The sequence below is a fragment of the Micromonospora sediminimaris genome (genome assembly GCF_016863575.1).
GTDB lineage: Bacteria > Actinomycetota > Actinomycetes > Mycobacteriales > Micromonosporaceae > Micromonospora > Micromonospora sediminimaris.
In genome coordinates this window covers 73,000-99,335 of sequence record NZ_BOPD01000007.1, presented here as the reverse complement: position 1 = coordinate 99,335, position 26,336 = coordinate 73,000, and the positions used below count along the sequence as shown (strand labels likewise).

The 26,336-nt window shown below is 71.9% G+C and carries 24 protein-coding genes; 9 read left to right on the top strand and 15 right to left on the bottom strand.

Features of this window, described 5'->3' with window-relative positions:
• Positions 1 to 347 precede the first annotated feature (347 nt).
• The 3 genes from Vse01_RS04400 (at position 348) to Vse01_RS04390 (ending at position 3,624) form a co-directional block, all read left to right on the top strand.
• Positions 348 to 1,730 carry a quaternary amine ABC transporter ATP-binding protein gene (locus tag Vse01_RS04400; RefSeq protein WP_307818528.1) on the top strand — a complete coding sequence of 461 codons (1,383 nt, stop codon included), beginning with the start codon at positions 348 to 350 and terminating at the stop codon, positions 1,728 to 1,730.
• The gene (locus tag Vse01_RS04395) at positions 1,727 to 2,614 is read left to right on the top strand and encodes an ABC transporter permease (protein ID WP_093401190.1); all 888 of its coding nucleotides are present in this window, start codon (positions 1,727 to 1,729) and stop codon (positions 2,612 to 2,614) included. The genes Vse01_RS04400 and Vse01_RS04395 overlap by 4 nt, the downstream gene beginning before the upstream one ends.
• 101 nt (positions 2,615 to 2,715) lie before the next feature.
• The gene (locus Vse01_RS04390) at positions 2,716 to 3,624 is read left to right on the top strand and encodes a glycine betaine ABC transporter substrate-binding protein (RefSeq protein WP_093401191.1); all 909 of its coding nucleotides are present in this window, start codon (positions 2,716 to 2,718) and stop codon (positions 3,622 to 3,624) included.
• A gap of 60 nt (positions 3,625 to 3,684) precedes the next feature.
• Here Vse01_RS04390 and Vse01_RS04385 read toward each other — a convergent pair whose 3' ends face one another.
• The 7 genes from Vse01_RS04385 to Vse01_RS04355 all read right to left on the bottom strand — a co-directional run bounded on the left by Vse01_RS04385 (position 3,685) and on the right by Vse01_RS04355 (position 8,646).
• A complete protein-coding gene (locus Vse01_RS04385; protein ID WP_093401560.1) occupies positions 3,685 to 4,281 on the bottom strand; it encodes a GNAT family N-acetyltransferase in 597 nt (198 codons plus the stop codon).
• A complete protein-coding gene (locus tag Vse01_RS04380) occupies positions 4,281 to 4,757 on the bottom strand; it encodes a GNAT family N-acetyltransferase (protein WP_093401192.1) in 477 nt (158 codons plus the stop codon). Before Vse01_RS04380 ends, Vse01_RS04385 begins: the two co-directional genes overlap by 1 nt.
• An 85-nt stretch (positions 4,758 to 4,842) precedes the next feature.
• Positions 4,843 to 5,193: a DUF2203 domain-containing protein gene (locus Vse01_RS04375; protein WP_093401193.1), complete on the bottom strand. Its 351-nt coding sequence runs from the start codon at positions 5,191 to 5,193 to the stop codon at positions 4,843 to 4,845.
• Between the two features lie 280 nt (positions 5,194 to 5,473).
• A complete protein-coding gene (proC, locus tag Vse01_RS04370; protein ID WP_093401194.1) occupies positions 5,474 to 6,292 on the bottom strand; it encodes a pyrroline-5-carboxylate reductase in 819 nt (272 codons plus the stop codon).
• 70 nt (positions 6,293 to 6,362) lie between these two features.
• On the bottom strand, positions 6,363 to 7,391 hold the full coding sequence (locus Vse01_RS04365) for a 6-phosphofructokinase (protein WP_093401195.1): 1,029 nt from the start codon (positions 7,389 to 7,391) through the stop codon (positions 6,363 to 6,365).
• Between the two features lie 157 nt (positions 7,392 to 7,548).
• A complete protein-coding gene (locus tag Vse01_RS04360) occupies positions 7,549 to 8,043 on the bottom strand; it encodes a pyridoxamine 5'-phosphate oxidase family protein (protein ID WP_093401196.1) in 495 nt (164 codons plus the stop codon).
• A gap of 105 nt (positions 8,044 to 8,148) precedes the next feature.
• Positions 8,149 to 8,646, bottom strand: coding sequence for a polyadenylate-specific 3'-exoribonuclease AS (locus Vse01_RS04355; protein ID WP_093401561.1), 498 nt, complete (start codon positions 8,644 to 8,646; stop codon positions 8,149 to 8,151).
• A 263-nt stretch (positions 8,647 to 8,909) separates the two neighbouring features.
• Here Vse01_RS04355 and Vse01_RS04350 point away from each other — a divergent pair, with 263 nt between their 5' ends.
• Positions 8,910 to 9,602, top strand: a complete 693-nt coding sequence (locus tag Vse01_RS04350; RefSeq protein WP_093401197.1) for a Crp/Fnr family transcriptional regulator — start codon at positions 8,910 to 8,912, stop codon at positions 9,600 to 9,602.
• A gap of 73 nt (positions 9,603 to 9,675) precedes the next feature.
• Here the strand turns inward: Vse01_RS04350 and Vse01_RS04345 are convergent, their stop codons facing one another.
• On the bottom strand, positions 9,676 to 9,885 hold the full coding sequence (locus Vse01_RS04345) for a hypothetical protein (protein WP_093401198.1): 210 nt from the start codon (positions 9,883 to 9,885) through the stop codon (positions 9,676 to 9,678).
• A gap of 167 nt (positions 9,886 to 10,052) precedes the next feature.
• Between Vse01_RS04345 and Vse01_RS04340 the strand changes: the two genes are divergently transcribed.
• Positions 10,053 to 13,616 (top strand): ATP-binding protein, encoded by a 3,564-nt coding sequence (locus tag Vse01_RS04340; protein WP_093401199.1) that lies wholly within the window; start codon positions 10,053 to 10,055, stop codon positions 13,614 to 13,616.
• A gap of 54 nt (positions 13,617 to 13,670) precedes the next feature.
• On the opposite strand, the gene Vse01_RS04335 is transcribed toward Vse01_RS04340, so the two are convergent.
• Complete coding sequence (locus tag Vse01_RS04335; RefSeq protein ID WP_093401562.1) at positions 13,671 to 14,381, bottom strand: lysophospholipid acyltransferase family protein; 711 nt, start codon at positions 14,379 to 14,381, stop codon at positions 13,671 to 13,673.
• A gap of 550 nt (positions 14,382 to 14,931) precedes the next feature.
• Here Vse01_RS04335 and Vse01_RS04330 point away from each other — a divergent pair.
• Positions 14,932 to 15,780 (top strand): hypothetical protein, encoded by an 849-nt coding sequence (locus Vse01_RS04330; protein WP_093401200.1) that lies wholly within the window; start codon positions 14,932 to 14,934, stop codon positions 15,778 to 15,780.
• Between the two features lie 175 nt (positions 15,781 to 15,955).
• Entirely contained in the window at positions 15,956 to 17,371 is a 1,416-nt protein-coding gene (locus Vse01_RS04325; RefSeq protein ID WP_093401563.1) for an alpha,alpha-trehalose-phosphate synthase (UDP-forming), read from the top strand.
• A gap of 29 nt (positions 17,372 to 17,400) precedes the next feature.
• Here Vse01_RS04325 and Vse01_RS04320 read toward each other — a convergent pair whose 3' ends face one another.
• The 6 genes from Vse01_RS04320 to Vse01_RS04295 all read right to left on the bottom strand — a co-directional run bounded on the left by Vse01_RS04320 (position 17,401) and on the right by Vse01_RS04295 (position 22,682).
• A complete protein-coding gene (locus tag Vse01_RS04320; protein WP_093401564.1) occupies positions 17,401 to 18,204 on the bottom strand; it encodes an alpha/beta hydrolase in 804 nt (267 codons plus the stop codon).
• 11 nt (positions 18,205 to 18,215) lie between these two features.
• Complete coding sequence (locus Vse01_RS04315; RefSeq protein ID WP_093401201.1) at positions 18,216 to 19,622, bottom strand: flavin-containing monooxygenase; 1,407 nt, start codon at positions 19,620 to 19,622, stop codon at positions 18,216 to 18,218.
• 92 nt (positions 19,623 to 19,714) lie between these two features.
• Positions 19,715 to 20,440, bottom strand: a complete 726-nt coding sequence (locus Vse01_RS04310) for an endonuclease/exonuclease/phosphatase family protein (RefSeq protein WP_373870633.1) — start codon at positions 20,438 to 20,440, stop codon at positions 19,715 to 19,717.
• Positions 20,441 to 20,448: 8 nt separating this feature from the next.
• Entirely contained in the window at positions 20,449 to 21,396 is a 948-nt protein-coding gene (locus Vse01_RS04305) for an ROK family glucokinase (protein WP_093401202.1), read from the bottom strand.
• A 73-nt stretch (positions 21,397 to 21,469) separates the two neighbouring features.
• A complete protein-coding gene (locus tag Vse01_RS04300; RefSeq protein WP_232510991.1) occupies positions 21,470 to 22,186 on the bottom strand; it encodes a hypothetical protein in 717 nt (238 codons plus the stop codon).
• A 40-nt stretch (positions 22,187 to 22,226) separates the two neighbouring features.
• Positions 22,227 to 22,682: an SRPBCC family protein gene (locus tag Vse01_RS04295; protein WP_093401203.1), complete on the bottom strand. Its 456-nt coding sequence runs from the start codon at positions 22,680 to 22,682 to the stop codon at positions 22,227 to 22,229.
• Between the two features lie 145 nt (positions 22,683 to 22,827).
• On the opposite strand from Vse01_RS04295, the gene Vse01_RS04290 reads away from it, so the two are divergent.
• Positions 22,828 to 24,627 (top strand): AMP-dependent synthetase/ligase, encoded by a 1,800-nt coding sequence (locus Vse01_RS04290; protein WP_093401566.1) that lies wholly within the window; start codon positions 22,828 to 22,830, stop codon positions 24,625 to 24,627.
• Positions 24,628 to 24,641: 14 nt separating this feature from the next.
• Entirely contained in the window at positions 24,642 to 26,336 is a 1,695-nt protein-coding gene (locus tag Vse01_RS04285; protein ID WP_093401204.1) for a GAF domain-containing sensor histidine kinase, read from the top strand.

Sequence of the window (26,336 nt, the reverse complement as noted above, 5' to 3'; positions counted from 1 at the left end):
AACGGCGGCAGAACAAGATCAGGTCGGCGTCGGTATTCACCCTTACGTCCGGAGTGTCGCAGGTCGGAGGTCTGGTCGGCACCCCGATCCTCGTTACCAGAATTGCGCGTCGGCTGCCAATGAGCAGCCGAAATCGCATCGGTATCCATCACTGCACATCGCTGCCACGAGGCGACAACGGGCTGGGCATCGGGGTTGCCGTGCACAGAAAAATCTCGGGTAGGGTCGAGCCTCGCTCACCTGGGCTGTCCTGACTTCGGCAGGCCCACGGCAACACCTGGTGTCGATAGCAGCGCACCTTCGTGCGATGCCCAAGAAAGCTGCCCGCGTACCGCATGCCCATTGGAATGGAGACCGTGTCCGCACTCAGAGTGAAATCCCTCTACAAGGTCTACGGGAGCCGCGCCGACAAGGCGGCGGAGATTCTCCGCAACAGCGCAGGCCGGGACGACAAGCTGGCAGGACTACCGGTCACGGCCGCGGTCGTCGACGCGAACTTCGAGGTCAGACGCGGCGAGATCTTCGTGGTCATGGGCCTGTCCGGCTCGGGGAAGTCCACCCTGATCCGGATGCTCAACGGGCTGCTCTCCCCCACGCACGGCACGGTCGAGATCGACGGGGTCGACATCACCAAGCTCAAGCCCGCCGCGCTACGGAAGCTGCGCCGCGAGAAGATCAGCATGGTCTTCCAGCACTTCGCGCTCCAGCCACACCGGTCGGTGTTGGACAACGCCGGCTACGCGCTGGAGATCGCGGGCCTGCCGCGCGCCGAGCGCCGGGAGAAGGCGCTGCAGGCGCTCCGGATGGTCGGACTCGACGGCTCAGCGGACAAGCTGCCGCAGGAACTCTCCGGCGGCATGCGCCAGCGCGTCGGCCTGGCCCGCGCGCTCGCCGCCGGCACCGACATCATGCTCATGGACGAGGCGTTCTCCGCGCTCGATCCGCTGATCCGCCGCGAGGTGCAGGACCAGTTGCTCGGGCTACAGGCCGAACTCGGCAAGACGATCGTGTTCATCACGCACGACCTCAACGAGGCGATGCGCCTCGGCGATCGCATCGCGGTCATGCGTGCCGGTCGGATCGTCCAGATCGGCACCGCCGAGGAGATCCTCACCGACCCGTCAAACGACTACGTCGCCCAGTTCGTCGCCGACGTCGACCGGACCAGGATCCTCACCGCGTCGGCGGTCATGGAGCGACCGCTCGGCGTCGTGGACGTCAACTCCGGCCCACGCGTGGCCGCCCGGGTGCTGCGCGAGACCCAGACGTCGGCCGTCTACGTCACCGGCCGGGACAAGCGGTATCTGGGCACCGTGACCGCCGACGCCGCCACCCAGGCGGTCCGGGACGGCCGGAAGAACCTCCAGGAGATCGTGTCGACCGAGTACGCCCACACGGTCGAGGACACGACGCCGGTGGCCGACATCTTCGCCGCCTCTGCCCAGAGCCCGGCACCGGTCGCCGTGGTCGACAGCGCCGGGCGGCTCGTCGGCGTGATTCCGCGGGTCACCCTGCTGAGCGCCCTGGGCAACCTCAGCACCGACACCGCCGGGGCCACCGCCACCCCGGGGCCTGCGGACGAGGTGGGCACGTCGCCGACCACTGACCCGACCCGGGCCGTCGGAGCGGCCGGCACGGCGGCACCGACCGGAAACGGCGACCCGACAGCGGAGGTGCCGGCCCAGGTGGTTGCCGAACCATCGGCCCGGCTGACGGGAGAGCCCGCATGAACAGCGCCGACAGTATCGATGACCTGCTGCCGTACGTGCGGATCGGCGACGCGTTCAAGGTCGGCGTCGACTGGTCCAGGGATCATCTGTCCGCCGTCTTCGACGGCATCGCCTCCGCCGTCGATTCGCTTGTCGAGCCGCTGGTGGACCTGCTGACCGCGCCCCCGGCGATCGTCATGGTACTGATCTTCGCCGGCCTCGGCTGGTGGCTGCGGGGCTGGAAGTTCGGTCTCGGCACCACGCTCGGGCTCGGCCTGGTGGCCGGGTTGCCGATCTGGGAACAGACGATGAGTACGCTGGCGCTGGTCCTGGTGGCCAGCGGAATCGCCCTGTTGCTCGCCGTACCGCTGGGCATTCTCGTCGCGGAGAGCCGCCGTGTCTCGGCGGTCGTCCGGCCGGTGCTGGACCTGATGCAGACGATGCCCGCGTTCGTCTACCTGATCCCGGCCATCTTCTACTTCGGCGTCGGCGCCGTGCCCGGCGTGCTGGCCACCGTGGTGTTCAGCATGCCGCCCGGGGTACGCCTGACCGAGTTGGGCCTGCGCCAGGTCGACCGCGAGGTCATCGAGGCCGGCGAGGCGTTCGGCGCGTCGCCGTGGAAGATCCTGCTGCGGACCAAACTGCCACTGGCCCTGCCGACCATCATGACCGGCGTCAACCAGGTCATCATGCTGGCCCTGTCGATGGTCGTCATCGCCGGAATGGTCGGCGCCGGCGGGCTTGGTGAGGTGATCATGACGGCGCTCGCCCGGGTCCAGGTCGGCGCGGGCTTCGAGGGCGGCATCGCCGTGGTGATCCTGGCGGTGGTGCTCGACCGCCTCACCGATTCGATAGGCGCGCGTACCGCCTCCGCGAAGGCGCAACGCGCCATGCAACAGGCCTGACCCCACGTCCTGACCCACGCGGGGAAGTCACCGGTTGCCGGCGCCCTGCCTCGCTACCGCGAGTTCCGCCGGTTCACCGCAACAAGGGAAGGAAACTCCACATGTGGAGCAGTAAATTGGTGCGCCGGGTCGCGCTGGCGGCCACCGCCGCCCTGGCGCTGACCGGCGTCGCCGCCTGCGGCGACGACGGCGACTCCGGCAGCTCGACCGGCGACAACAAGCAGCTCACCATCGGCTACATGGCCTGGGACGAAGCCATCGCCGCCTCCTACCTCTGGAAGAATCTGCTGGAGGAGAAGGGCTACGAGGTCGAACTCAAGAACGTCGAGGCGGGGATCGTCTACCAGGGCCTGGCGACGGGGGACATCGACCTCTTCCTCGACAGCTGGCTGCCGCAGACCCACGCCGACTACATGAAGGAGTACGGCGACAAGATCGAGAAGGTCGGCGTCTGGTACGACAACGCCAGCCTGAGCATCGCCGTGCCGGAGTACGTCAGCGACGTCAATTCGCTTGAGGACCTGGCCGCCAACGCCGACGCCTTCGGCGGTGAGATCATCGGGATCGAGCCCGGTGCCGGCCTGACCGCCGCCACCCAGGACAAGGTCATCCCGGAGTACGACCTGACCGGCAAGCTCACCCTGAAGACGTCGTCGACGCCAGCGATGCTGGCCGCGCTGGACGGCGCGATCAAGGACCAGAAGCCGATCGTGGTGACCCTCTGGCACCCGCACTGGGCCTACGCGAACTACCCGCTGAAGGACCTGGCGGACCCGAAGGGCACGCTCGGCGGGGCCGAGGAGATCAACACGCTGGCCCGTGAGGGCTTCGGCGCGGACTTCCCCGAGGTCACCGAGATGCTGCAGAAGTTCAAGATGGACGACCAGCAGCTCGGCTCGCTCGAGGACCTGATGTTCAACGTGCACAAGGACGACGAGGAGAAGGCCGTCGAGGAGTGGCTGAAGGCCAACCCGGACTACGCCGGCACGGTGGACGTCGCCAACTCCTGACCGGGCCTGAGCGATAAGCCGTCGGTGGCGGGGCAGTTGGCCCCGCCGCCGGCGGCTCAACTACTTGTCAGGAGCGACGCCGCCGGAGTCCCGGATCGACGGGACGCCGGCACGCCGGGCCCGCCACTCGGGGGCCAGCACCGACCAGACCTCCAGGTCGATCCGGCCGTCCGGGCCGGCAAGCACCTCGCGCAGCACGCCGTCACGCCGCATGCCGAGCCGGCGGGCAACCGCGATGCTGCGCGCGTTGCCGGCGTTGGTCCGCCACTCGACCCGATGCAGTCCGCGCTCGACCAGCACCCAGTCGATGAGCCGTTCGACCGCCCGGGTCACCAGGCCCCGGCCCTCGGCTGCCGGCTCCAGCCAGCAACCCGCCTCGCACACCCCGGACGCCGCGTTCAGCGACACCAGCAGCACCCCACCGACCAGCTTGCCACCCGACCAGATCCCCCAGATGCCGCCGTCGTCGCGGGCCCACCGGTCGGCATAACGCTGGAGCACGTGCCGCGCCCCGGCCAGGTCGGTGGCCACGAAGGACGGCGACACCCACGGCGCGATGTGCTCCCGCGCCCGGTCCAGGTTGCCCAGGAACTCCTCGGCGTGCCACGGGTTCAGCGGCCGCAGCTCGGCGTCCGCACCCAACGCTGTGGCGAACATCAGCACCCACCTCGCCGCATCGCGGCCATCGACGTGGGACGGAAGCCGAGCTCCCGGTAGAGCGGCTCACCCTCCGCACTGGCCTTCAGGTCCACCGTGCGCACGCCCCGCTCGGCGAACCAGTCCAGCAACGAGCCCAGGCAGGCCCGGGAGAAACCCCGACGGCGGTACGCCGGATCGGTCGCCACGTTGAAGACGTATCCGGATCTGCCGCTCGGGTCCGCCGGCCCGCCGAGCCGCAGGTCGACCACGCCCACCGCGCAGGCGGCAAGCGTCCCGGGCCGACCCGGCGCGTCCACCACGTAGGCAGCGAGGTCGGCCTCCGGGTCCGGCAACTGTCGCCGGAGCGTACGAAGCGCGATGTGCTGCCATTCGCCGGGCTCGGGCGGCGTGCCACTCATCGCGCCCAACATGACCGACCGCAACCGGACCAGTTCCCGGGCGTCGTCCACAGTCGCCCGCCGCACGTCACTCACCAGCAGAGACTAGCCGTATTCACATCTCCGCCTGGACCCCGACCGGTGCGGGCCTTCCGGGGGCGGTCACCTGTCGGGCCCGGTCTCAGATCGGGCGGCGGCCGGCGAAGCCGCAGTCGGCACGGTGGTACCAGCGCACGTCCGAGTCGCCCTCCAGCCAGCACCAGAGCACCTGCCGGCCCTCGCGTTCGCCGGGAAAGTCGAGCAGCACCGGTGCCACGCTCTTGACCTCGATGCCGTGCTGCTGGATCTCGTCGAGGACCGCGTACAGCCGGGCCTCCAGGCCCTTGACCTCGGCCCTGCCGCCGAGTGCGCTGAGCCCGTGGCCGGCCAGGTCGGCCTGCAACTCGGCCAGGTCGGCCCGGACCCGGATCAGCTCGTCGATCCGGGGATGCAGGGTGGCTACCAGATGCCGGGCCTGGGCGAGAGTGAACACCGCGCCAGTATGCGCCACCCCGATCACCGGAACGACCCGGCACCGCTGAACTGACCGCCGTGGTGTCCGCGCCCGCTACCGTCCCGAGCCGGCCAACCACCCGTCACCGCACGAGACGCCGCATTTCGCGCCCTCAACTCGACCGGGATACCGCCACTTACCGCAACCCGCGCCGCCAGCGCGGCCCGGGGCGGGGCGGGCGGGGCCGGGCCGGGGCGGGCGGGGCCGGGGCGGGGCCGGGGCGGGGGCGGGGGCCGGGAGGACGCGGGTGGGGTGGGTGCTACTCGGCTTGGGCGGCTAGTTCGCGGGCGCGGTCGCGGGCGGCCTCCAGGGCCGCCAGCAGGGCGGCGCGTACGCCGTGGTTCTCCAACTCGCGGACGGCGGAGATGGTGGTGCCGGCGGGCGAGGTGACCGCCTCGCGCAGCTTCACCGGATGCTCGCCGGAGTCGCGCAGCATCACCGCCGAGCCGATCGCGGTCTGCACGATCAGGTCGTGCGCCACCTGACGGGGCAGGCCGAGCAGGATGCCGGCGTCGGTCATCGCCTCGACCAGCAGGTAGAAGTAGGCCGGGCCGGAGCCGGACAGCGCCGTCACCGCGTCCTGCTGCGTCTCGGGCACCCGGATCGTCGCGCCGAGCGGCTTGAACATCTCCTCGGCCAGTGCCAGGTGCTCGCCGGTGGCGTACGCGCCGGCCGAGATCGCGGTCATCGCCTGGTCCACCAGAGCGGGGGTGTTGGTCATCACCCGCACCACGGGGGTGCCCTCGGGCAGCCGACGGCTGAAGAAGCTGCTGGGCAGGCCGGCGCAGAGCGAGATCAGCAGTTTGCCGGGCGGCACCTTGGGCCCGATCTCGTCCAGCAGCGCGGCGGCGTCCTGCGGTTTCACCGAGACGGCCAGCACCTCGGCCTCGTCCACGGCGGTGAGGTTGTCCACCACCCGTACGCCGTAGCGGGCGGCCAGTTCCTCGGCGCGGGCCGGGCGGCGGGCGGTGGCCAGCAGCCGGTCCACCGGCCAGCCGGACCGCAGCAGCCCGGAGAGCATCAGCTCGCCGATCTTGCCCGCGCCGATCACCGCGACCGTGTGCACCCCGGCTGACACCTGGCGTACCCCCTTCGTGGGCCGACGTCGCGGCGGGCCCGACGGCCCGACCGCGACGCCGGAACGACGATCAGCTACCGAAGAAGACCTCGGCCTCGGCGTACCGCTCCAGCGGAACGGTCTTCAGCTCGGCGGTGGCGTCAGCGAGCGGGACGCGGACGATGTTGGTGCTCTGCATCGCGACCATCTTGCCCCAGTCGCCCTCGTGGGCGGCGTCGATGGCCTGCAGGCCCAGCCGGGTGGCGAGCACCCGGTCGAACGCGGTGGGGGTGCCGCCGCGCTGGATGTGGCCGAGCACGACCGTGCGGGCCTCCTTGCCGGTCTTGGCCTCCAGCTGCTCGGCCAGCCACTGGCCGATGCCGCCGAGCCGCACGTGCCCGAACGCGTCCAGCTCCTGGTTCTGCAGGACCATCTGGCCCTCCAGCGGCTGGGCGCCCTCGGCGACCACGACGATCGGGGCGTACTGGTGCTGGAAGCGCTTCTCGACGTAGCCGGCGACCTGCTCGACGTCGAAGTTCCGCTCGGGGAGCAGGATCACGTTGGCGCCGCCGGCCAGGCCGGCGTGCAGGGCGATCCAGCCGGCGTGCCGGCCCATCACCTCGACCACCAGGGTGCGGTGGTGGCTCTCGGCGGTGGTGTGCAGCCTGTCGATCGCCTCCATGGCGATGTTGACGGCGGTGTCGAAGCCGAACGTGTAGTCGGTCGCGCCGAGGTCGTTGTCGATGGTCTTCGGCACGCCGATGACGTTGACGCCCAGTTCGTGGAGCTTGGTGGCGACACCGAGGGTGTCCTCACCGCCGATGGCGATCAGGGCGTCGACACCCTGCGCCGCCAGGTTGTCCTTGATCCGCTCGACGCCGTTCTCGATCTTGAAGGGGTTGGTCCGGGAGGAGCCGAGGATCGTGCCGCCACGGGGCAGGATGCCGCGGACCTCCGCGATGCCGAGCGGGCGGGACAGCCCCTCGAGCGGACCCTTCCAACCGTCCTGGAAGCCTACGAACTCGTGGCCGTAGCTGGCGACGCCCTTACGGACCACCGCCCGGATGACCGCGTTGAGACCCGGGCAGTCGCCGCCGCCGGTGAGCACGCCGATACGCATGATCTGCTCATCCTCCTGGGGAGCATCTGGTCAAGCCCGATCAAGCCCCAGGATATGTGTCAGCGCGGACCCTCGGCACCGTTGCCGGCCCGGGGCGGGCCGTCCCTACGAACTGTAGTCGCCGCTCGGTACGGCCCACACCGCGCCCCGCTACCGGTCAGTAGCCGTCCTCCCGGTGATCGGCCGAAGACCCACCGCTGGACGCTGCGCCGACCGGGCCGATCAGCTCGACCTGACCACCCCGGGCGTCCCAGCACCGCACGGCCGTGGGGTGCACGGCGATCAGTGTGAGCCCCGCCGTGGCCGGACCGTCCGGAAACCACGGGGCCAGTCCGGGGTGCCACAGCCGCTCGGCGCGTGCCTGGTCAGGGTCGTCCCGGGCGCTGCCGGTGATCGAGGCCCAGACCTGCGCCTGCGGGTCGTGCAGGCTCAGCTCGACCTCCGGGTTGACCCGCGCCTGCCGGGCGGTCGCCGAGCCCGCGTACGCGAAGAACCACAGCTGCCCGTCGAATTCCGTCCGTTGCAGCGTCATCGGCCGGCCCACCAGCCGACCATCGAGGGAGATGGTGGTCAGGGTGCAGATCCGCGCGGCCCGGATCAGCTCGGTGATCCGTCTCCGGGCCTGCCGGCCGCCGATCACCCCGCCGCTCACGTCGACACTCCCCTGCACCTGCCCACGCCGGCACTCCCTCGCCTCGGCCCGTCGGCGAACCCGGTGCCCGGGACAGCACGGGTCAAACCACCGAAATACCGAATCTCACGAACCGGTCATCGCCCGCCACCGGGCCAGGTTGTGCCGGGCGTCGACAAGCGCGTCGTGCCGGGCCGCCGCGGCGTTCGGCAGCGGAGGCCGACCCCGCTCGTCCCACAGCTGCCGCAGCTCCTTGGTGTACCGGGGGATCTCCCGGGGCAGCGCCGGCATCGCACCCCACAGCTGCGCCAGGGCCACATGGTCGTACGCCGCGTACCAGGCCCACAGTTCCACCTCCTCGCCAGGGCGGCCCCGGATCGGCTCGACGAGGAACTCGTACAGGTCATCGCGGATGCGCTCGCGGGACCGCCACGCCCGGTCTGCCGGGGAGGGCAGCTTGTCCAAAACGTTGCGACGTACCCAGGGCACCGCCCGGGACGCGTCGAACTCGGTGGAGACCGCGTAGAACTCGCGGCCGTGCTCGTCGACGACGCCGATCGAGACCAGTTCGACGGTCCGGCCGTCCTCGATGAACTCGCAGTCGTAGAAGTAGCGGTAGGCCATCGTGACCATCCTCGCGGACGGTCACCGCGGCCCGTTCATCGGGTCGCCGACACCGGGAGCGCTTCCACGGTCCGCCGGGAGGTCACGCCCCAGCTCGAACCGGTCACGGAAGTGATTTGAGGGGTGTACAGCACGCGACGGGACCGTCATGATCTGATGTGTTACCGCTGCCGGACGCCGCACGGGTGTCGGATCACCTCGTCAGGGCCGCCAGGCTCACCCGGTGAGCGAGTTGGGGTCCTTGACCGGGGAGGGGTGGGGCCGTGGAGATGCGCCTGCCGGAGCCGGGCGACGCGCTCACCGGCGTCGACATGTTCGCCGGGCTGGAGCCGGAGGTACGCCAACGGGTGGTCGCCGCAGCGGTGCCCCGGACGTACCGCAAGGGTCAGCTGCTGTTCGTGGAGAACGACCCGGGCGAGTCGCTGATCATCCTCCGGCGGGGAGCGGTGGCCGTGTTCCGGACCGCGCCCACCGGTGAACGGGCGATCCTGACCGTGATGCGTCCGCCGGACGTGCTCGGTGAGGTCTCCCTGCTGGACGCCTCGACCCGGTCGACCTCGGCCGAGGCGATCGAGGACACTGCCGCGCTGGCGTTGTCCCGGCCGGCGTTCATGGAGCTGGTGCACTCGAACGCGCGCATCCTCGACGCGGTGATGCGGTCCCTCGGTGCGTTGATCCGTCGGCTGACCGAGCAGAACGCCGACCACGTCTTCCTCGACCTGCCCGGTCGGGTGGCCAAGACGCTGGTCCGGCTCGCCGGCGAAAGCCAGGCTCCGATGATCACCATCGAGCTGAACCAGAGCCAGCTCGCCGAGATGGCCGGCGGCTCCCGGCAGAGCGTCAACCAGGCGATCGGCTCGTTCGCCAACCGGGGATGGCTGCGTACCGAGGGTCGCCGGATCGTGGTCACCGACGTGCCCGCGCTGCGCCGCCGCGCCGGCATGAACGAGCGCTGAGCGGCCCCCGCGCGGACGACAATGCGGGCGGGGGCCGGGACGAACGTCCCGGCCCCCGCCCGCAGCTGTGCGGTCAGGGCTTGGTGCTGCCCGGCCCGACCCATTCGGTGTCACCCGGTCCGACCCAGTCCGTACCGTCCTTGCCACCGCCGGGCACCTCGCCGACGATTCCCTGCGCCTGCAACTGGGCGAGGGTGGCGGCGTCCACGTCCACCGAGTCACCCGCGGCGTGGGCGACCCCGTTACCGTCGGTCCAGTCGCTCTTCAGCATCACGTACACCATGGAGCTGTCCCCCTGATCAGCGGTCGACGAATCGGCTGCCTGAATCTAGCCGTTCCGGAGCGCGCTGAGCTGCCCGGCTGAGTGTCCACAAACCAACAGCCCGGTACCCGACAGTGCATCGGAGGGCGATACTCGATGCTGCGCCCCGGGGCGTCGGGGGCCTGCCAGTGGAGGGTGTCATCGCCGCGCAGTGTGACCGCTGTGGACGTACCGCCGCCGAGGGCGACCGCTTCTGCGGTGGCTGCGGCGCGGAACTCGGTGCCGTCTGCCCGCACTGCCTGCGCCCCCTCGCGCCGGACGTGGCCTTCTGCACCTCCTGCGGGTCGCCCCGCGCCGGCACAGACCGGCCGGCGACCATCAACCAGGAGGATCGCCGCCGGGTCAGTGTGCTCTTCGTCGACCTGATCGACTTCACCCCGTACGTCGAGCGGGCCGACCCGGAGCTGGTCCGCGGCATGCAGACCGGCTTCTTCTCCGCCGCCCGTCGGGTGGTCGGCCAGTACGGCGGGGTGGTGGAGAAGTACATAGGTGATGCGGTGATGGCGCTGTTCGGTGCGCCGATTGCCACCGAGACCGACGCGTTGCGGTGTGTCCGGGCCGGGCTGGAGTTGCAGCGGGTGCTGACCCGGTTCACTCCCACCGGCACCGACGGGCTGCGCTTCCGGGTCGGGGTGGCGACCGGGGAGGCGCTTGTCGACGTGGCCGCCGCCCGCGACGGCGGGCAGGCGATCGTGGCCGGTGACGTGGTCAACACCGCCTCCCGGTTGCAGTCGGCGGCGCCGCCCGGCGGGGTGCTTGTCGACGGTGCCACGCACGCGCTGACCCGGGACACCATCCGGTACGACGAGCAGCCCCCGGTCACCCTGCGCGGCCGGTCCGCACCGACCGAGGTGTGGCTGGCCCGGTCCGCGGTACGCCAGCAGCCCACCGACCGGGAGCCGGACACGACCCCACTGATCGACCGGGAACACGAGCTGGGCATGCTGGTCAACGCCCTGCACCGCAGCCTGCGCGACCGTCGGCCCCAGGTGGTGACCGTCTTCGGCCGGGCCGGCATCGGCAAGAGCCGACTGGTCCGTGAGCTGCACCGGCACACCGGCCGGCTGGTGGACGAGCCACTGACCTGGCGGATCGGCCGGTGCCCGCCGTTCGGTGAGAACGTCACGTTCGCCGCGCTGGCCGACATCGTCAAGGCCGAGGCGGGCATCCTCGACACCGATCCCGCGGCCAGCGCCGCGCAACGGCTGGCCACCGCCGTGGGCGAACTGGTCGGCGTCGCCGAGCGGGACCGGGTGGCCGACGCGCTGCGACCGCTGGTCGGGCTGGCCGGCACCCCGCTGCCGGCCGAGGAGGCGGAGTCGGCGTGGCGACGGTTCCTGCTGGCCCTCGCCGCCCGCCGCCCCACCGTGCTGGTCTTCGAGGACCTGCACTGGGCCGACGACGCGATGCTGCGCTTCGTGGAACTGCTGGGCGCGGCGGCCCGGGACGTACCGCTGCTGCTGCTGTGCACCGCCCGTCCCGAACTTGTCGACCGGGATCCGAGCTGGGCCGGGACGATCACCGGCTCGGTCACCATCGCCCTGCCGCCGCTGCGGGACACCGGCATCGCCGCGTTGTACGCGCACATGTTCGGCCAGGCCGCGTTCTCCGCCGACCTGCTGACCCCGCTGATCGAGGTGGCCGGCGGCAACCCGCTCTACGCCCACGAGTACGTCCGGATGCTGATCGAGCAGGGGGCGCTGCGGCAGTCCGGGCGTGGCTGGTCGTTGGAGAAGCACCTGGACCTGCCGATGCCGGAGAGCGTGCACGCGGTCATCGCCAACCGGGTCGACCTGCTCGACGCGAAGGACCGGGCGGTGCTGCTGGCCGCCGCGGTCGTCGGGGTGCAGTTCTGGCCAGGTGCGGTGGCCGCCGCCGTCGGGCAGCCGGTCGAGTCCGTCGAGCGTGCCCTGCGCCGGCTGGAGCAGCGGGACTTCGTCCACGAGCAGGCCGCCTCCACGATGGCCGGTCAGCCGGAGTACCGCTTCCGGCACGTCCTGGTCCGCGACGTGTGCTACCAGCGGCTGCCTCGTACCGAGCGGGTGGCCCGGCACGAACGCACCGCCGACTGGCTGGACACGCTGTCGCAGAGCCGGGACACCGACCTGGCCGAGGTGCTGGCCCACCACCGCTGGGCGGCGCACGAGATCGCCCGTTCGCTGGGCATGGAGACCCTCCGCTACGCCGCGCCGGCCCGGGCCGCGCTGCACCGGGCGGCGCGCCGGGCGTACGCGCTGCACGGGCTGGACGCCGCCGCCAGCCACGCCGCCCGGGCGCTCGGCCTGGCCGACGACTCCGATCCGGTGGGCCGGCTGCAGCTGGAGCTGCTCAGCACCGAGATCTCGTTCCACCGCGACGGCAACGCCTTCCTCTCCAGCGGCGGGCCGGAGCAGGTGCAGGCGCTCGCCGAGCGGCTGCTCGCGTACGGCGACGAGGCGTGCGCGGCGCGGGCCTGGACACTGCTCGGCCAGGCCGCGTGGCTGCGGGCCGACCGGCCGGCGGCGCTGGCCTGCCTGGACCGGGCGGTACGGCTGTTCGAGCCGCTGCCGGACAGCCCGCAGAAGGCCGACGCCTTCGCCGAGTTGGGGCGGCTGCACATGCTCAACTACGAGCGTGACCCGGCCGTGGCGGCGGCGGACACGGCAGCGGAGATCGGCGAACGACTCGGGCTGACCGAGACCCGCACCAACGCCCGGATCACCGCAGCCACCGCCCGTTACCAGGCCGGCGACCGCGCCGGGCTCGACGAGTTGTACAGCATCGTCGAGTTCAGCCGGGCCGGTCAGTTGCTCGCGCTGCCTCGGGCGACCCAGAACCTCGCCTACGCCGTCTGCGAGGAGGGCGACTGGGTGCGTTCCAACGCCCTGCTCTCGGCGGTGCCGGCCCGCACCGCGAGCGGGCAGACCCTGACCACCAGCTACTCAAGCGAGGCGATGCGGGCCTGGTTCGAGGGGGACTTCGGCCGGCTGCTCGCCGCCGCCGAGGCGTTCGTGGACACCCCGACCGGCAGCTGGGACATGCAGGTACGCGGCCTGCGGTCGTGCCTGCTGGTGCTGCGTGGCCGGCCGGTGCCGCCGGGCCCACCCGCCGACGGGGCGCCGACCGGGACACCACCACGCGACGACGTGGCCGCCGCGTTGGACATCGCGCGGCGCAGCGGCTTCCACCGGCTGCACTGGACGATGCTCGCGATGGGAGCGTTGTGCCGGGCGGTACAGGGTCGCCTCGACGAGGCCGCCGCGCTTGTCGACGAGCTGGCCGAGTCGTGGACCGCGGTACCGGCGCTGGCCAGCGGCGAGTGGATCGCCGCGGCCAGCTGGGCGGCGTGCCTCACCGGACGCAAGCCCGCCGCCCGGATACGCGCCATGCTGGACCAGGTCGGTCACCGTACGCCGTGGTCCGAGGCGGCGCTGCGGACGGTGACCGGCGCGCTGGCCGGGGCCGACGACAACCACCGGCACGCCGCCGAGCTGCACCTGGCCGCCGCCGAGACCTACGCCGGCATCCCCGACGTCACCGACCGGATGTTGGCACTGACCTTCGCGGTACGCGAACTGACCTGCGCCGGTGACCTCGCGGCGGCCGACGCGCCCCTGGCCGAGCTGCGCGCCTTCGCCCACCGCAACGGCGCACCGGGCCTGCTCGCTCTGGCCCAGCCGCCCGCCGACACCGCACAGATCCTCGCCTCCTGACCGTCGCCGGCCCACTCGCCTCCCACGTCCGGCCTGCCGTCTCCGGTGGGCCCCTCAGGCCGCGACAGGTGTGGCGGGCGGGGTCGTCGCGGTGGGCTGGGCCTTTAGCTGCTGGGCGTAGACGTCGACGTACTCGCGGCCGGAGAGCTCCATCAACTCGTACATGATCTCGTCGGTGACCGCGCGCTCGACGAACCGGTCGCCGGCCAGCCCGGCGTAACGGGAGAAGTCCAGCGGTGGGCCGAAGCGGATCCGGACCCGTGCCAGGTTCGGGATGAGCTGACCGGGCGGCTGGATCTCGTCCAGGTTGAGCATCACCACCGGCACGACCGGCGCACCGCTCTCCAGCGCCAGCCGGGCCACTCCGGTCTTGCCCCGGTAGAGCCGGCCGTCGGGCGAGCGGGTGCCCTCCGGGTAGATGCCGGCGATGCCGCCGGCCCGCAGCACCTTCAGCTGGGTGTCCAGCGCGGCGCGGGCCGCCCGGCCGCCGGAGCGGTCCACCGGGATGGTGCCGGTGCCGGTGAAGAACATCTTGGTCAGCCAGCCCTTGATCCCCCTGCCGGTGAAGTACTCCGCCTTGGCCACGAAGGTGACCTTCCGCGGCACGATCAGCGGTGTGAAGATCGAGTCCGAGAAGGAGAGATGGTTGCTGGCCAGGATGACCGGACCGGTCGCCGGTACGTGGTGCAGGCCCTCCACCTGCGGCCGGAAGATGAGCCGCAGCAGCGGGCCGAGCAGCACGTACTTCAGCAGCCAGTAGAGCACCGGCATCCTCTCCCCAGGTGTTGCTCACCGCGGACCGCTCCGGGTCGGGTGATCGTGGCACGAGCCTACGAACCACCGGCCAGCCGCGGCAACGGACGCTCGGCCCGAAATCACCCGTCACGTTCGGTGTTGGCCGCTCCCCTTCCGTACCTCCCATCTCCGCCCTTTGCTCTACTTCAACCCACGCAACAGTCACTTTCCGTGCCGGTTGTCCGCCGGAACCTGGCTTCCGCCGGCACCATCCCACCTGGTCAGGCGGCTGTGCGTGGGTTGAAGCAGAGCAAAGGCGGCGGTGGGTAGGTGCGGACCGAGGCGGGCTTCGTCACGCTGAGTCGCCATCACCGAGGGTCGTCGCCTGGCCGAGTCGCCCGGCAGACAGGCGGTGCGACAGTGACGGCTGTGGCCATCGGCCGGGCCCGGTGACCGTACGCCGCGCCACAAGGCACTCCCCGAACCCACCCTCGACGTGTCACGATTCAGGGCACGGGGCGTGCGGGGGCGCGCCGAGGGGCTGCGGGGCGCGCCGGTGGCGCGATGAGGAGGATGGTCGGTGTCAGCGGGTGGGGCCCGCCGGGGACGGCGGGACAACGGTCTCGACGCGAGCGAGTACGCCATCGCCGGCGACGTCGATCCGCGCGTCGGCGAGCACCTGCTCGACGTACTGGCCGCCGGCGGGATCGCCGCCTACCTGCAACCATCGGCCGACCTGAACCCGGTCACCCGTACCACCACCGTGCCACCCCGGCCGGTGGACCGGCTCTACGTGGACCGCTCGCACCTGAGCACCGCCCGGGACTACCTCAGCCAGCTCGCCGACGAGACCGGCGACGCCCGCGCCAGCGAGGAGCCGGACATCGACGCCGAGTGGGAGCGGATCATCGCCGGCTTCCACGCCCCGCCCGGCTCCGGCGACCATCCGTGGCCCGCCGCAGAGAATGTGGACGACCCGGCCGGACGGGGCGGTGGCACGGCCACCGCCACCCGACCCGGCACCGACGAGCCCGGCCCCACCACCACCGACGTACGCCGACTGCCGTACGCCGCCGACATCTCCGGCGTCTCGGTGGGACGTGGCCCCCGCGACGGGGAGGGGCCGTCGCTGCTGGACGGCCTGGACACCTTCGGCGCGGAGCTGCCCGACGACCCGGACGACGACGAGCGCTACGTACCGCCGCCGCCACCCCCGCTGCCCCGGGTGTCGAAGTTCGCGCTGGCCGGCATCCTCGCCGTGCTGCTCGGCTTCGTGCTGTTCCTCTTCCCCGATCTGCTCCCCGTCGACCAGGGCATCGTGACGTTGCTCGGCTTCACCGGCATTCTCGCCGGTTTCGTCACGCTTGTGTGGCGGCTGCGGCCCGGCGACGCCGACGACCGCGATCCGGACGACGGCGCCGTCGTCTGAGTCACCGCGCAGGGTAGCCGTCCGGATACCGGGACGGCGACCGCCCGTGCCGACGCGCGTAACAGTGGTGTAACTTACTGTCAGTAGGAATACCGCAGTACGTCACGTCACCCGCCGACTGCCCGGTTGTTCCTTCCTCGTGGCGGTCACTCCCCTGCTGATCGGAATGCCCGAGATGCGACAGAGTTCCCTCGTGGTGGTGGCCAACCGCCTACCCATCGACGACAGCGTGGCTCCCGACGGCGCCTGCGAGTGGCGGCGCAGCCCTGGTGGGCTGGTCAGCGCGCTGCACCCGCTGCTGCGCCACACTCCCGCCACCTGGGTCGGCTGGGCCGGCGGCACCGGCCCCGCGCCCGCCCTGCCCGACATCGACGGAGTACGGATGCGCTCCGTGCCGCTCAGCGGTGAAGACCTGCGTGACCACTACGAGGGTTTCGCCAACGCGACCCTCTGGCCGATCTATCACGACGCGGTCGAGCAGCCCCAGCACCACCGGCGCTGGTGGGACGCCTACCAGCGGGTCAACCAGCGGTTCGCCGAGGCCACCGCACAGGTGGCCGAGCCCGGCGCGGTGGTCTGGGTACAGGACTATCACCTGCAACTGGTACCGGGGCTGCTCCGCACCCTGCGGCCCGACCTGCGCATCGGCTTCTTCCTGCATGTGCCCTTCCCCCCGCCGGAGCTGTTCATGCAGTTACCCCGCCGGGCCGAACTGCTACGCGGAATGCTCGGCGCCGACCTGGTCGGCTTCCAGCGTGCCCAGGCCGCGCACAACTTCGCCCAGTTGGTGACGAAGGTGCTGGGGCTGCCGGCCACCGACCGACGGGTCGGCGTCGAGGACCGGGTGGTGCGCATAGGCGCGTTCCCGGTGTCCATCGACACTGTCGAGATGGCGGCGTTGGCCGACCGCCCGGACGTGGCCGACCGGGCGCACCGACTGCGTCACGACCTGGGCAGCCCCGACCAGGTGATCCTCAGCGTCGACCGGATGGACTACACCAAGGGCATCGAGCAGCGGCTCAAGGCGTACAGCGAGTTGCTGGCCGGTGGGCACGTCAAGGTCCGCGACACGGTGCTGGTGCAGGTGGCGGTGCCGAGCCGGGAGCGGGTCAGCCAATACCAGATCCTCCGGGACCGGGTGGAGCGCGAGGTCGGGCGGATCAACGGCGAGTTCGGCCGGGTGGGTGAGCCCGCCATCCACTACCTCACCCAGCCGTTCGATCGCGCCGAGTTGGCCGCGCTCTACCGGGTCGCCGACGTGATGGCGGTGACCCCGTTGCGCGACGGGATGAACCTGGTCGCCAAGGAGTACGTCGCCGCCCGGGTCGACGACAGCGGCGCGCTGCTGCTGAGCGAGTTCGCCGGGGCCGCCGCCGAACTACCACAGGCGTACCTGGTCAATCCGCATGACCTGGAAGGGCTCAAGCAGGGTCTGCTCGCCGCGTTGCGGGCCGATCCCGCCGACGTAGGGGAACGAATGCGATCGATGCGTGCGTACCTGCACGAGCACGACATCCGTGCCTGGGCCCGCTCCTACCTGTCCACACTGGACCAGAGCGGTTCGATGCTCACCCGCCTCGGTGGCGGCTGAGACCGGTCGCCGGGCACACCCGCGACGCCTCAGCCGAGGTCGTCGCGGGCCGGGTCCTTGACCAGCCAGTCGAGAATCGCGTCGATCGGCTCCCGCCACCTGGCGTCGAGCATCAGGTCGTGCCCCATGCCGGGGAAGAGCAGCGGAGCCGAACCGTATCGCCGCGCTGCACGGGTCAGCGCGGCGGCCGGCACCACCCGGTCGTCCGGGCTACCCAGTACCAGCACGGGCGGATCACCCACCGCAGGCTCCGGATCAGCGCCGGTCAACAGCTGCCACTGGGCCCGCCGGGCCGCCCGCCCCAGCCGCCCGGTGTACCGCCGGGCATCGGCGTCGGGCAGCTCACCACTGAACAGCTGCCGGCGATTCAGCCGCAGCCCGGCGCCGAACACCGCCGGCAGGGTACCGAGCGGGTTGCGGCGCAACGCGGTGCCGAACGTCGCCCAGCCGCCGAACACCGGCGCCACCAGCACCGCTGCCCGAGCCGGATAGCGGGCCATGGCATGCGCGACCACCAGGGCTCCGGCGCCGTGCCCCACCAGCACCGCCCGGCGCGGCAGGCTCGCCGCCACCTGGACCACGTCGTGGGCGTACGCCCGCAGGGTCGCCTCCGGGGCCGGCTCGCTGGCGCCGTGCCCGCGCAGGCTCACCGCGTAGCCGCCGAAGCCGCGGGCGGCGACGTGTCCGAGCCAGTTCTCCGCGTACGCCCAGGCACCATGGCCGAAGCCGGGCACGAACAGCAGCGGCGGCCGCCCCTCCTCCAACTCCGGGACGGCGCTGAGCACCTCACGCCGGACCGGGCGCACCGGCCGCGCCCACTCCCAGCTGCGCATCACCCGCTCGGTCACTTGCTCTCCAGCTCGCGTAGGGCGCGCTCCAGCGCGCGCAGATAGTCGGCGTGCCCGACCTCGAACCAGTGCCGGGTCGAATCCTTCACCTGCCCCGAGTAGCGCTCGCCGGCCCCGGCGCGTACCCGGGCGGCGAAGGCCGCGGCCCGCTCCGGACGGCTGACGCGCAACCGCAGCAACCGGGCGAAGAGCACCGCCTGCCAGTGGGCCAGGGTGAAGATGCCGGAGTCCGGTTGGAGCAACCCGGTCACCGCGAGCGTGGGATGGTCCGGTACGAGGGCGTTGAGCCACAGCCGCGGCCGGCCCACCCCCTCGTCGTCCCCGAGGAGCTTGCCGTCGAGGAACTCGAAGCGGGGCAGGTAGCCGGTGGCGAAGACGACAAGCTCCGGGTCGACGTGCCGGCCGTCGGTCAGCTCCACCGAGTGCGGGTGGAAACGCTCGATGTCCGGCACCGGGGTGATCGCGCCGTGACCCACGTGGTAGACGAGCAGGCTGTTGGCGATCGGGTGGGTCTCGTACACCCGGTGGTCGGGCTTCGGCAGGCCGAAGCGGGTCAGGTCGCCGACGGTCAGTCGTAGCGTCCGGTGGTAGAGCCACTGCCGTACCCGCAGCGGCACCCGCAGCGCCAGCAGCAGGTCGTTCACCTGGTCGGCGGGACGACCGAAGACGTACTTCGGGGCGTACCAGTAGCCGCGGCGGGTGGAGTGCCAGCAACGCGACGCCTGCTGGGCGGCTTCCACGGCGATGTCGCAGCCGGTGTTGCCGGCGCCCACCACCAGCACCCGCTTGCCCCGCAGCTGCGCCGAGTCCTTGTACGACGCGGCGTGCATGACCTCGCCCCGGAACTGCTCCAACCCTTCGTAGCGGGGCAGCTTCGGTGACCAGTTGTGCCCGTTGGCGATCACCACGGCGGCGTACCGGGAGGTTCGCTCCGGGCCGTAGCCACCGGTGCTGCGGGTGGTGACGTCCCACCGGTCGTCGCCGACCGGCTCGACCCGCACCACCTCGGTGCCGAACCAGATGTGCCGGCGCAGGTCGAAGTGGTCGGCGTAGCGCTCGAAGTACGACAGCAGCTGACTGTGATGCGGGTAGTCCGGCCAGTGGTCGGGCATCGGGAAGTCGGGGAACTGGGTGAACGGCCGCGACGAGATCAGGTGGGTGCTGGCGTACACCGGGCTGCGGTCGTGCCGCCAGTTCCAGGCGCCACCGACTCCGGTCTCGCGTTCATAGCAGTCGACCCCGAAGCCGTGCTCGGCGAGGTTCTTGACCGCGGTCAGGCCGCTGGCACCGGCGCCGATGACGCAGACGGTGTCGCCCCGGTCGGAGACCGGGCGGCCGTCGTGGCCGCGGGCGAGCGTGGTCGTTTCCGGATCTGGCCGGCCGGGCTCGGTGGAGGTGGGCACCGGGGGATCTCCTTCGTCTCGGCACGAGTGCCGGGTCGCGCGAAATCCTCTCCACAACGGAGCGGGATGTCCAGCCCGGCGGAGAGCCGATGTCAGGCGGCGGCGGGCAGCAGCAGGTCGACCAGGACCGGGAAGTGGTCGCTGGCCCGCCGGGTCAGCGGGGTGTCCACCACGTCGTAGTCGACCACGACGATCCGCGCGTCGACGAACAGGGCGTCGATGCGCCGTCGGGGGTCCGCGCACGAGTAGGTGAGCCGATCGGTCCGGTCGGCCGCCACCGCCGCGTCGGTCAGCCCGTCGGCGACGGTGCGCCACGCCGGCCCACCCGGTTCCTCATTGAGGTCGGCGGCGGCGATCACCGGGTGGGGTGCGGCGGTCAGGTCCCGCTTGAACAGCTCGGCCTGGCCGGGACGCTCCGCCGGATCGGTGGACAGGTGCGACCCGGCCACCGTGAACCGGGCCGAGGCGCCCACCCGACAGTCGGCGTACGCGGCGCCGCGCAGGTGCCGGCCCGGGGTGAGCGGGAAGCGCCGGCAGCGGGTCGCGGTCACCCGCACCCGGAGGCTGGTCAACACCAGGTTGCCCAGCGACGGCAGCCCACCGGCGGCGACCACCAGCCCGAACGACTCGGCCAGCGCGGCGGACTTCTCCCGCCACCGGAACCGGCGCGGTCCCTCCTGGACGATGACCACGTCCGGTGCTGCCTCGCGCACCACCGTGGCCAGCGCGGCGGTGTCGTCGCGCTGGCCGTGGACGTTGTACGACAGCACGCGCAGCGGCACGCCGGGCTGCGCCACCGGATGCGGTGTCGCGGACACCGACACCGCTAGATCCGCCGGGCCAGGTCGGCGGCGCCGATGACCCCGGCGGAGTTGCCGAGCTCGGCTGGCCGGATCTCGGCCACCGGCAGCCGGCTGCGCTGCGCCAGCGCCTCGGTGAACGAGCGACGGGTGGGGCCCATCAGCAGGTCACCGGCGTCGATGACGCCGCCACCGACGACCAGGATCTGCGGGTCGAGGATCTGCGCCATGTCCGCCAGGCTGGTGCCGAGCCAGCGGCCGACCTGCGCGAACGCCTCGGCCGAGACCGGGTCGCCCCCCTTTGCGGCGGCGGTGACCATCGGGCCGGTGATCGCTTCGGCCTCACCGTCGGCCAACTCCAGCAGGGCGGCGGCCCGGTGCGGCTCCTGCCGGGCGGCGGCCCGGGCGAACCGGACCAGGGCGCTGCCGCTGGCGTACTGCTCGATGCAGCCGAGTCGGCCGCAGCCGCACTGGTGGCCGTCGGGGACGGTGAGCATGTGGCCCAGTTCGGCGGCGATGCCGTGGGCGCCGCGGACCAACTCACCGCCGAGCACGATGCCGCCGCCGACGCCGGTGCCGATGGTGAACATGACCATCGAGTCGTCGGCGTGGCGGGCGGCACCGTAGCGGAACTCCGCCCAGGCCGCCACGTTGCCGTCGTTCTCCACGATGACCGGCAGTCCGACCGCCGCGCTGACGTACGCCCGCAGCGGCTCGTCGCGCCAGGCCAGGTTGGGGGCGAAGAGCACTGTGGAACGGCTGGCGTCGATCCAGCCGGCCGCGCCGATGCCGACCGCCTGGATGTCATGACCGGCGCTCAGTTCGGCGACGAGTTCGATGATGACGTCGCGGGTCTTGCCGACGTCGTCGGCGGGGGTGTCCCGTCGGGTCTGCACGAGGACCGTGCCGGTGTCGTCAACGACACCGCCGGCCACCTTGGTGCCACCGACGTCGACTCCGATGGTCAGCGTCACCGCTGCCACTCCCCTCTGCTGTGCCACCCCGCGCACACCTGCCCTCGCCGGTGGTGCTGCGGGTCGTCCGTGATCAGGCCCCGTCGCCTGGTGCGCCCTGCCGCCCGCCGGGCGCGGTACGGCCGTCCGGCGCGGGCTCGTCGCCCGGCGCGGGTTCGCCGTCGGGTACCCGGGAGGCGGGCACCACGCGACGCTCGGTCGGCGTCCGGCGTCCGGCCGGTGCGACCGGCCCGGCGGCATCGACGGGCGCGGCGGCCGGGACGGCGACGTCCTCCGCCCGGGTCGCGGCGGACCAGACGTCCCGCTCCGGTGCCGGCTGAGAATCATGCCCGGTCCGGGTCGTCTCGCGCCACACGTGGTCGCCGTACGGATCGGTGGCGGCGGTGGCGGCGGCATCGGCGGTGGGCCCCGGCGGCGGCGCCGCGCCCGGTCCGGCCGGCGGCTCGGCCGGGGCGAAGGCACGCAGGAAACTCGCCAGGCCAGCGGCCAGATCCCCGGCGCCGGTGGCCAGTCGCTCGGCGAACTCGGGGCTCGGATCACGCAACGCGGCAATGCCCCGGCAAACCGGGCAGACACAGCATTCGGCCGCACCGGTGGCGAAACCCGCTCCGGTGTCAGCGGAGGCCGCACCAGGGACGTCGTTGTGACCGAGGACACCGGTCACGATCCCGCCGAGCGGGCCCAGCGGCACCGCCGCCGGGTTGGCGGCGGCCAACCGTACGGTGGCCAGCAGAGTGGCGACCAGCCGCTCCGCCTCTTCCCGGGCCGTACCCGGATCTGTCGCACCCATGCTGGGCTCCTCTACCGCGGCGACCGGGTCGCCAGCTGCGTCACTGCGCCGCACCGGATGCTTCTACCCGGCGCTTGAGCTGCTTCAACGCGGCGTCCATGATCATTTTTTCGGCCTTGCGACGGAACATGCCGAGCATCCCGACCGCGAGCTCCACCTCCAGGGTGTAGGTCACGGTGGTACTTCCGTCGGCGTTGGCCTCCAGGTCGTACGAGCCCCGCTGCGCCCGCTGCATCTTCGACGGGGCCACCAGGTGCCACTCGATCCGGGACAGGTCTTCGGCATAGGCGTACGCCAGCACGTACTCGTCGGCCATCACCGTGGCATCGAGGACGAAACGGACCTGGCTGGCGTAACCGTCCTCGTACTCCTCGATCACCTCCGCCGCACGGACCGCGTCGGTCCACTCCGGGTAGCTCGGGAAGTCACAGATGACCGCGGCCACCCGGTCCGGTGACGCGCCGATGATGATCGACTGGGTGGAGGAGTCCGCCATGCTGGGAGGCTACCGTCCGGTGACCCCCCGCGCGCCGCGCCGCCCACCTGCGGTGTGCTCCCGGTCGACCGGGCGGGTAGGTTTCGACAGAGCCACCGGCGCAGGTGGCGTCCCGACCCGGTCCCGTGAGCACGAGGGAGTGCAGGTGCGCGAGTTCACCGTTCCGCCGATCGTCACCGTCGGCGATTCGGCCAACCTCACCGATCCGGTCTGGGACAACGCCGAGACCGCGCCCGACGCGGTGCAGTTCGCCCGCCGCGACGCTGCGGGTGGCTGGGCCGACGTGACCTGCCGGCAGTTCCGCGACGAGGTGGCCGCGGTCGCGCGCGGGCTGGTCGCCGCCGGTGTGCAGCCGGGCGACCGGGTGGCGCTGATGAGCCGCACCCGTTACGAGTGGACGCTCGTCGACTACGCCATCTGGGCGGCCGGTGCGGTCACCGTGCCGATCTACGAGACCTCCAGTGCCGAGCAGGCAGCCTGGATCCTGGGCGACTCCGGCGCGGTGGCCGTCGTGGTGGAGACCACCGCGCACGCCACGCTGGTGGCCGGCGTCCGTGACCAGTTGCCCGCCCTGGCCCATGTCTGGCAGATCGACCTGGGTGGCGTGGACGACCTGGTGACCGCCGGCGCGGAGGTGGAACCGACCGAGATCGATCGCCGCCGCGCGGCCCTGCGTTCCTCGGACGTGGCGACCATCATCTACACCAGCGGCACCACCGGCCGGCCCAAGGGCTGCGTGCTGACCCACCGCAACATGTACGCCGACATCGCCAACGCCGTCCCGGTGCTGCCGAACCTGTTCGGGCCGAACGCCTCGACCCTGCTGTTCCTGCCGCTCGCACACGCCTTCGCCCGGCTCATCCAGATCGGCGTGGTGCAGGCCCGGGCGACCATGGCGCACTGCTCGGACACCAAGAATTTGGTCGCCGAGCTACAGGACTTCAAGCCGACCTTCGTGCTCTCGGTGCCGCGCGTCTTCGAGAAGGTCTACAACGGCGCCAAGCAGAAGGCCGAGGCCGGCGGCAAGGGCAAGATCTTCGCCCGGGCCGAGGCGGTCGCCATCGCGTACAGCGAGGCGCTGGAGACGCCCGGCGGGCCCGGCCTGACGCTCCGTGCCCAGCACGCGCTCTTCGACCGGCTGGTCTACGGCAAGCTGCGGGCCGCGCTCGGCGGGCGCTGCCGCGACGCGATCTCCGGCGGCGCGCCACTCGGCGCCCGGCTCGGCCACTTCTTCCGGGGCATCGGCGTGACGGTCTGCGAGGGCTACGGCCTGACCGAGACCTCTCCCGCCGCCTCGGCCAACCTGCCCGGATTCACCCGGATCGGCACGGTCGGTCGGCCGCTGCCCGGCGTGACCATCCGCATCGCCGACGACGGCGAGGTCCTCATCGCCGGTGATCTCATCTTCCAGGGGTACTGGCACAACGACGCGGCCACCGCCGAGGCGCTCACCACCGACGGCTGGTTCCGCACCGGCGACCTGGGTTCGCTCGACGGTGACGGATACCTGACCATCACCGGCCGCAAGAAGGAGATCATCGTGACGGCCGGCGGCAAGAACGTCGCCCCGGCCGTGCTTGAGGACCAGGTCCGGTCGCACCGTCTGGTCAGCCAGTGCGTCGTGGTGGGCGACCGGCAGCCGTTCATCGCCGCGCTGGTCACCCTGGACGAGGAGGCCCTGCCGGGCTGGCTGGAGTCGGCCGGTCTACCGGCGGACACCGGGATCGAGGAGCTGCGTCAGCACGACGGGCTGCGCGCGGAGATCCAGGCTGCGGTGGACCGGGCCAACGAGTCGGTCTCCAAGGCCGAGGCGATCAAGGTATTCCGGGTGCTGCCGCACGACTTCACCGAGGCGACCGGGGAGTTGACCCCGTCGCTGAAGGTCAAGCGTCAGGTCGTACACAAGACGTACGCGGCGGAAATCGCCGATATCTACCGCGGCTGACTACCATCCGTCACGTGCCCGCCTCCACATCCGCCCTGGCCCGCTCGCACCCGCTCGCCGCGGCGGCGCGCGTCGTCGTACTCACGCTGGTCGCCGTCCTGACGCTGTTCGCCACCCGCGACGTCACCCAGCTGTGGTGGATCGTGCTGCTGGCGCTGGCCGGGCTACCGGCGATGCTGGCCCCTCAGCACCGGCTCGTCGGTCCACTCAGCCGGGTGGCGGAGGTGGTGGTGCTCGGCCTGGCGGCCAGCCAGGTCGCCGCGGTGGCCACTGTCGGCGGCCACATCGGCGGGCTGGGCGCCTCCGCGGTGCTGCCCTATCTCGCGGTGCCGGTGACCGTCACGGCGCTGCGTCGCCGATTCCGTGAGGGTGCGGCGCTGATCGCCGTGACCGCCGGCAGTCTGCTGGTCGCCGGCGCGGTCACCGAGGTCGGCGGGGTTCGCCAGCTCAGCCAGCCCGGGTATCTCGCCGTCTGCGCGCAGTGGCTGATCCTGGCCGCCCTCGGTCTCTACGCCGCCGGCACCCTGCACCGGGTCATGCAGGTCCGCCACGACAGCAAACCCCAGCCGTACGCCGAGGCGACCCGGCTGCTGACCCAGCTGCGTACGGTGGCCCGCCAACTGCCCGGCGCCACGCTGGACCCGGGCGGCATCTCCGAGCACCTGTTGGAGGAACTGCGCACGGTGGCCCGTACCGACCGGGGCGCGGTGCTCTCCGCCAGCGGTGGTGGCCGGCTGGTGGTGCTCGCCCAACTCGGTGCGGACCGGGTCGACTGGGAGACCACCATCGACGCGGACTCGGCCATCGCCGACGCCTGGGCCAGCCAGCAGTCGCAGACCTCGGCCCGTTCGCAGTCCCGCTCGCACCGGGGCGGGGAGGTCTCGGCGCTGATCGTGCCGCTGGTGGCCGGGTTGCGCACGGTGGGTCTGGTGGTGCTGGAGACCGACACGGCGCACGCGTACCCGCCACCGGTGGTGGCCCAGGTGACCGGGCTGACCGGCCCGGCCGCGCTGCGTCTGGAGGCCGCGCTGCTCTTCGACGAGGTGCGCTCGCTGGCCACCAACGAGGAACGGCAGCGGCTGGCTCGGGAGATCCACGACGGGGTGGCCCAGGAACTGGTGATGGTGGGCTACGGCATCGACAACGCCCTGGCCACCGTGCACGACGACGCCGAGGAGACCGCCGAGTCGCTGCGCCTGCTGCGCCACGAGGTGACCCGGGTGATCACCGAGCTGCGGCTGAGCCTGTTCGAGTTGCGCAGCGAGGTTGACCGGCACGGTGGCCTGGCCGCCGCGATCGCCGAGTACGCCCGCACCGTCGGCGCCTCCGGCGGGCTGCGGGTGCACCTGTCCCTGGACGAGTCCACCGCCCGGCTGCCCGCCGCGACCGAGGCCGAGTTGCTGCGCATCGCCCAGGAGGCGGTCACCAACGCCCGCAAGCACGCCGGTGCGGCCAATCTCTGGGTCACCTGCGAGGTGGACCCGCCTTACGCGCAGATCGAAGTGTCGGATGACGGTCACGGCATAGGTGACCAGCGCTCGGACGGGCACTATGGTCTTGCGATCATGGCCGAGAGAGCGGAACGTATCCGAGGCCGGTTGGAGATCAGGCCGCGGCAGCCGAGCGGGACGACCGTCGCGGTGGTGGTCGGTTCACCGCCCCGGCGCGATAACGTTCGCGGTAGCGCCGCCGCTGCAGAAGGGGAGTAA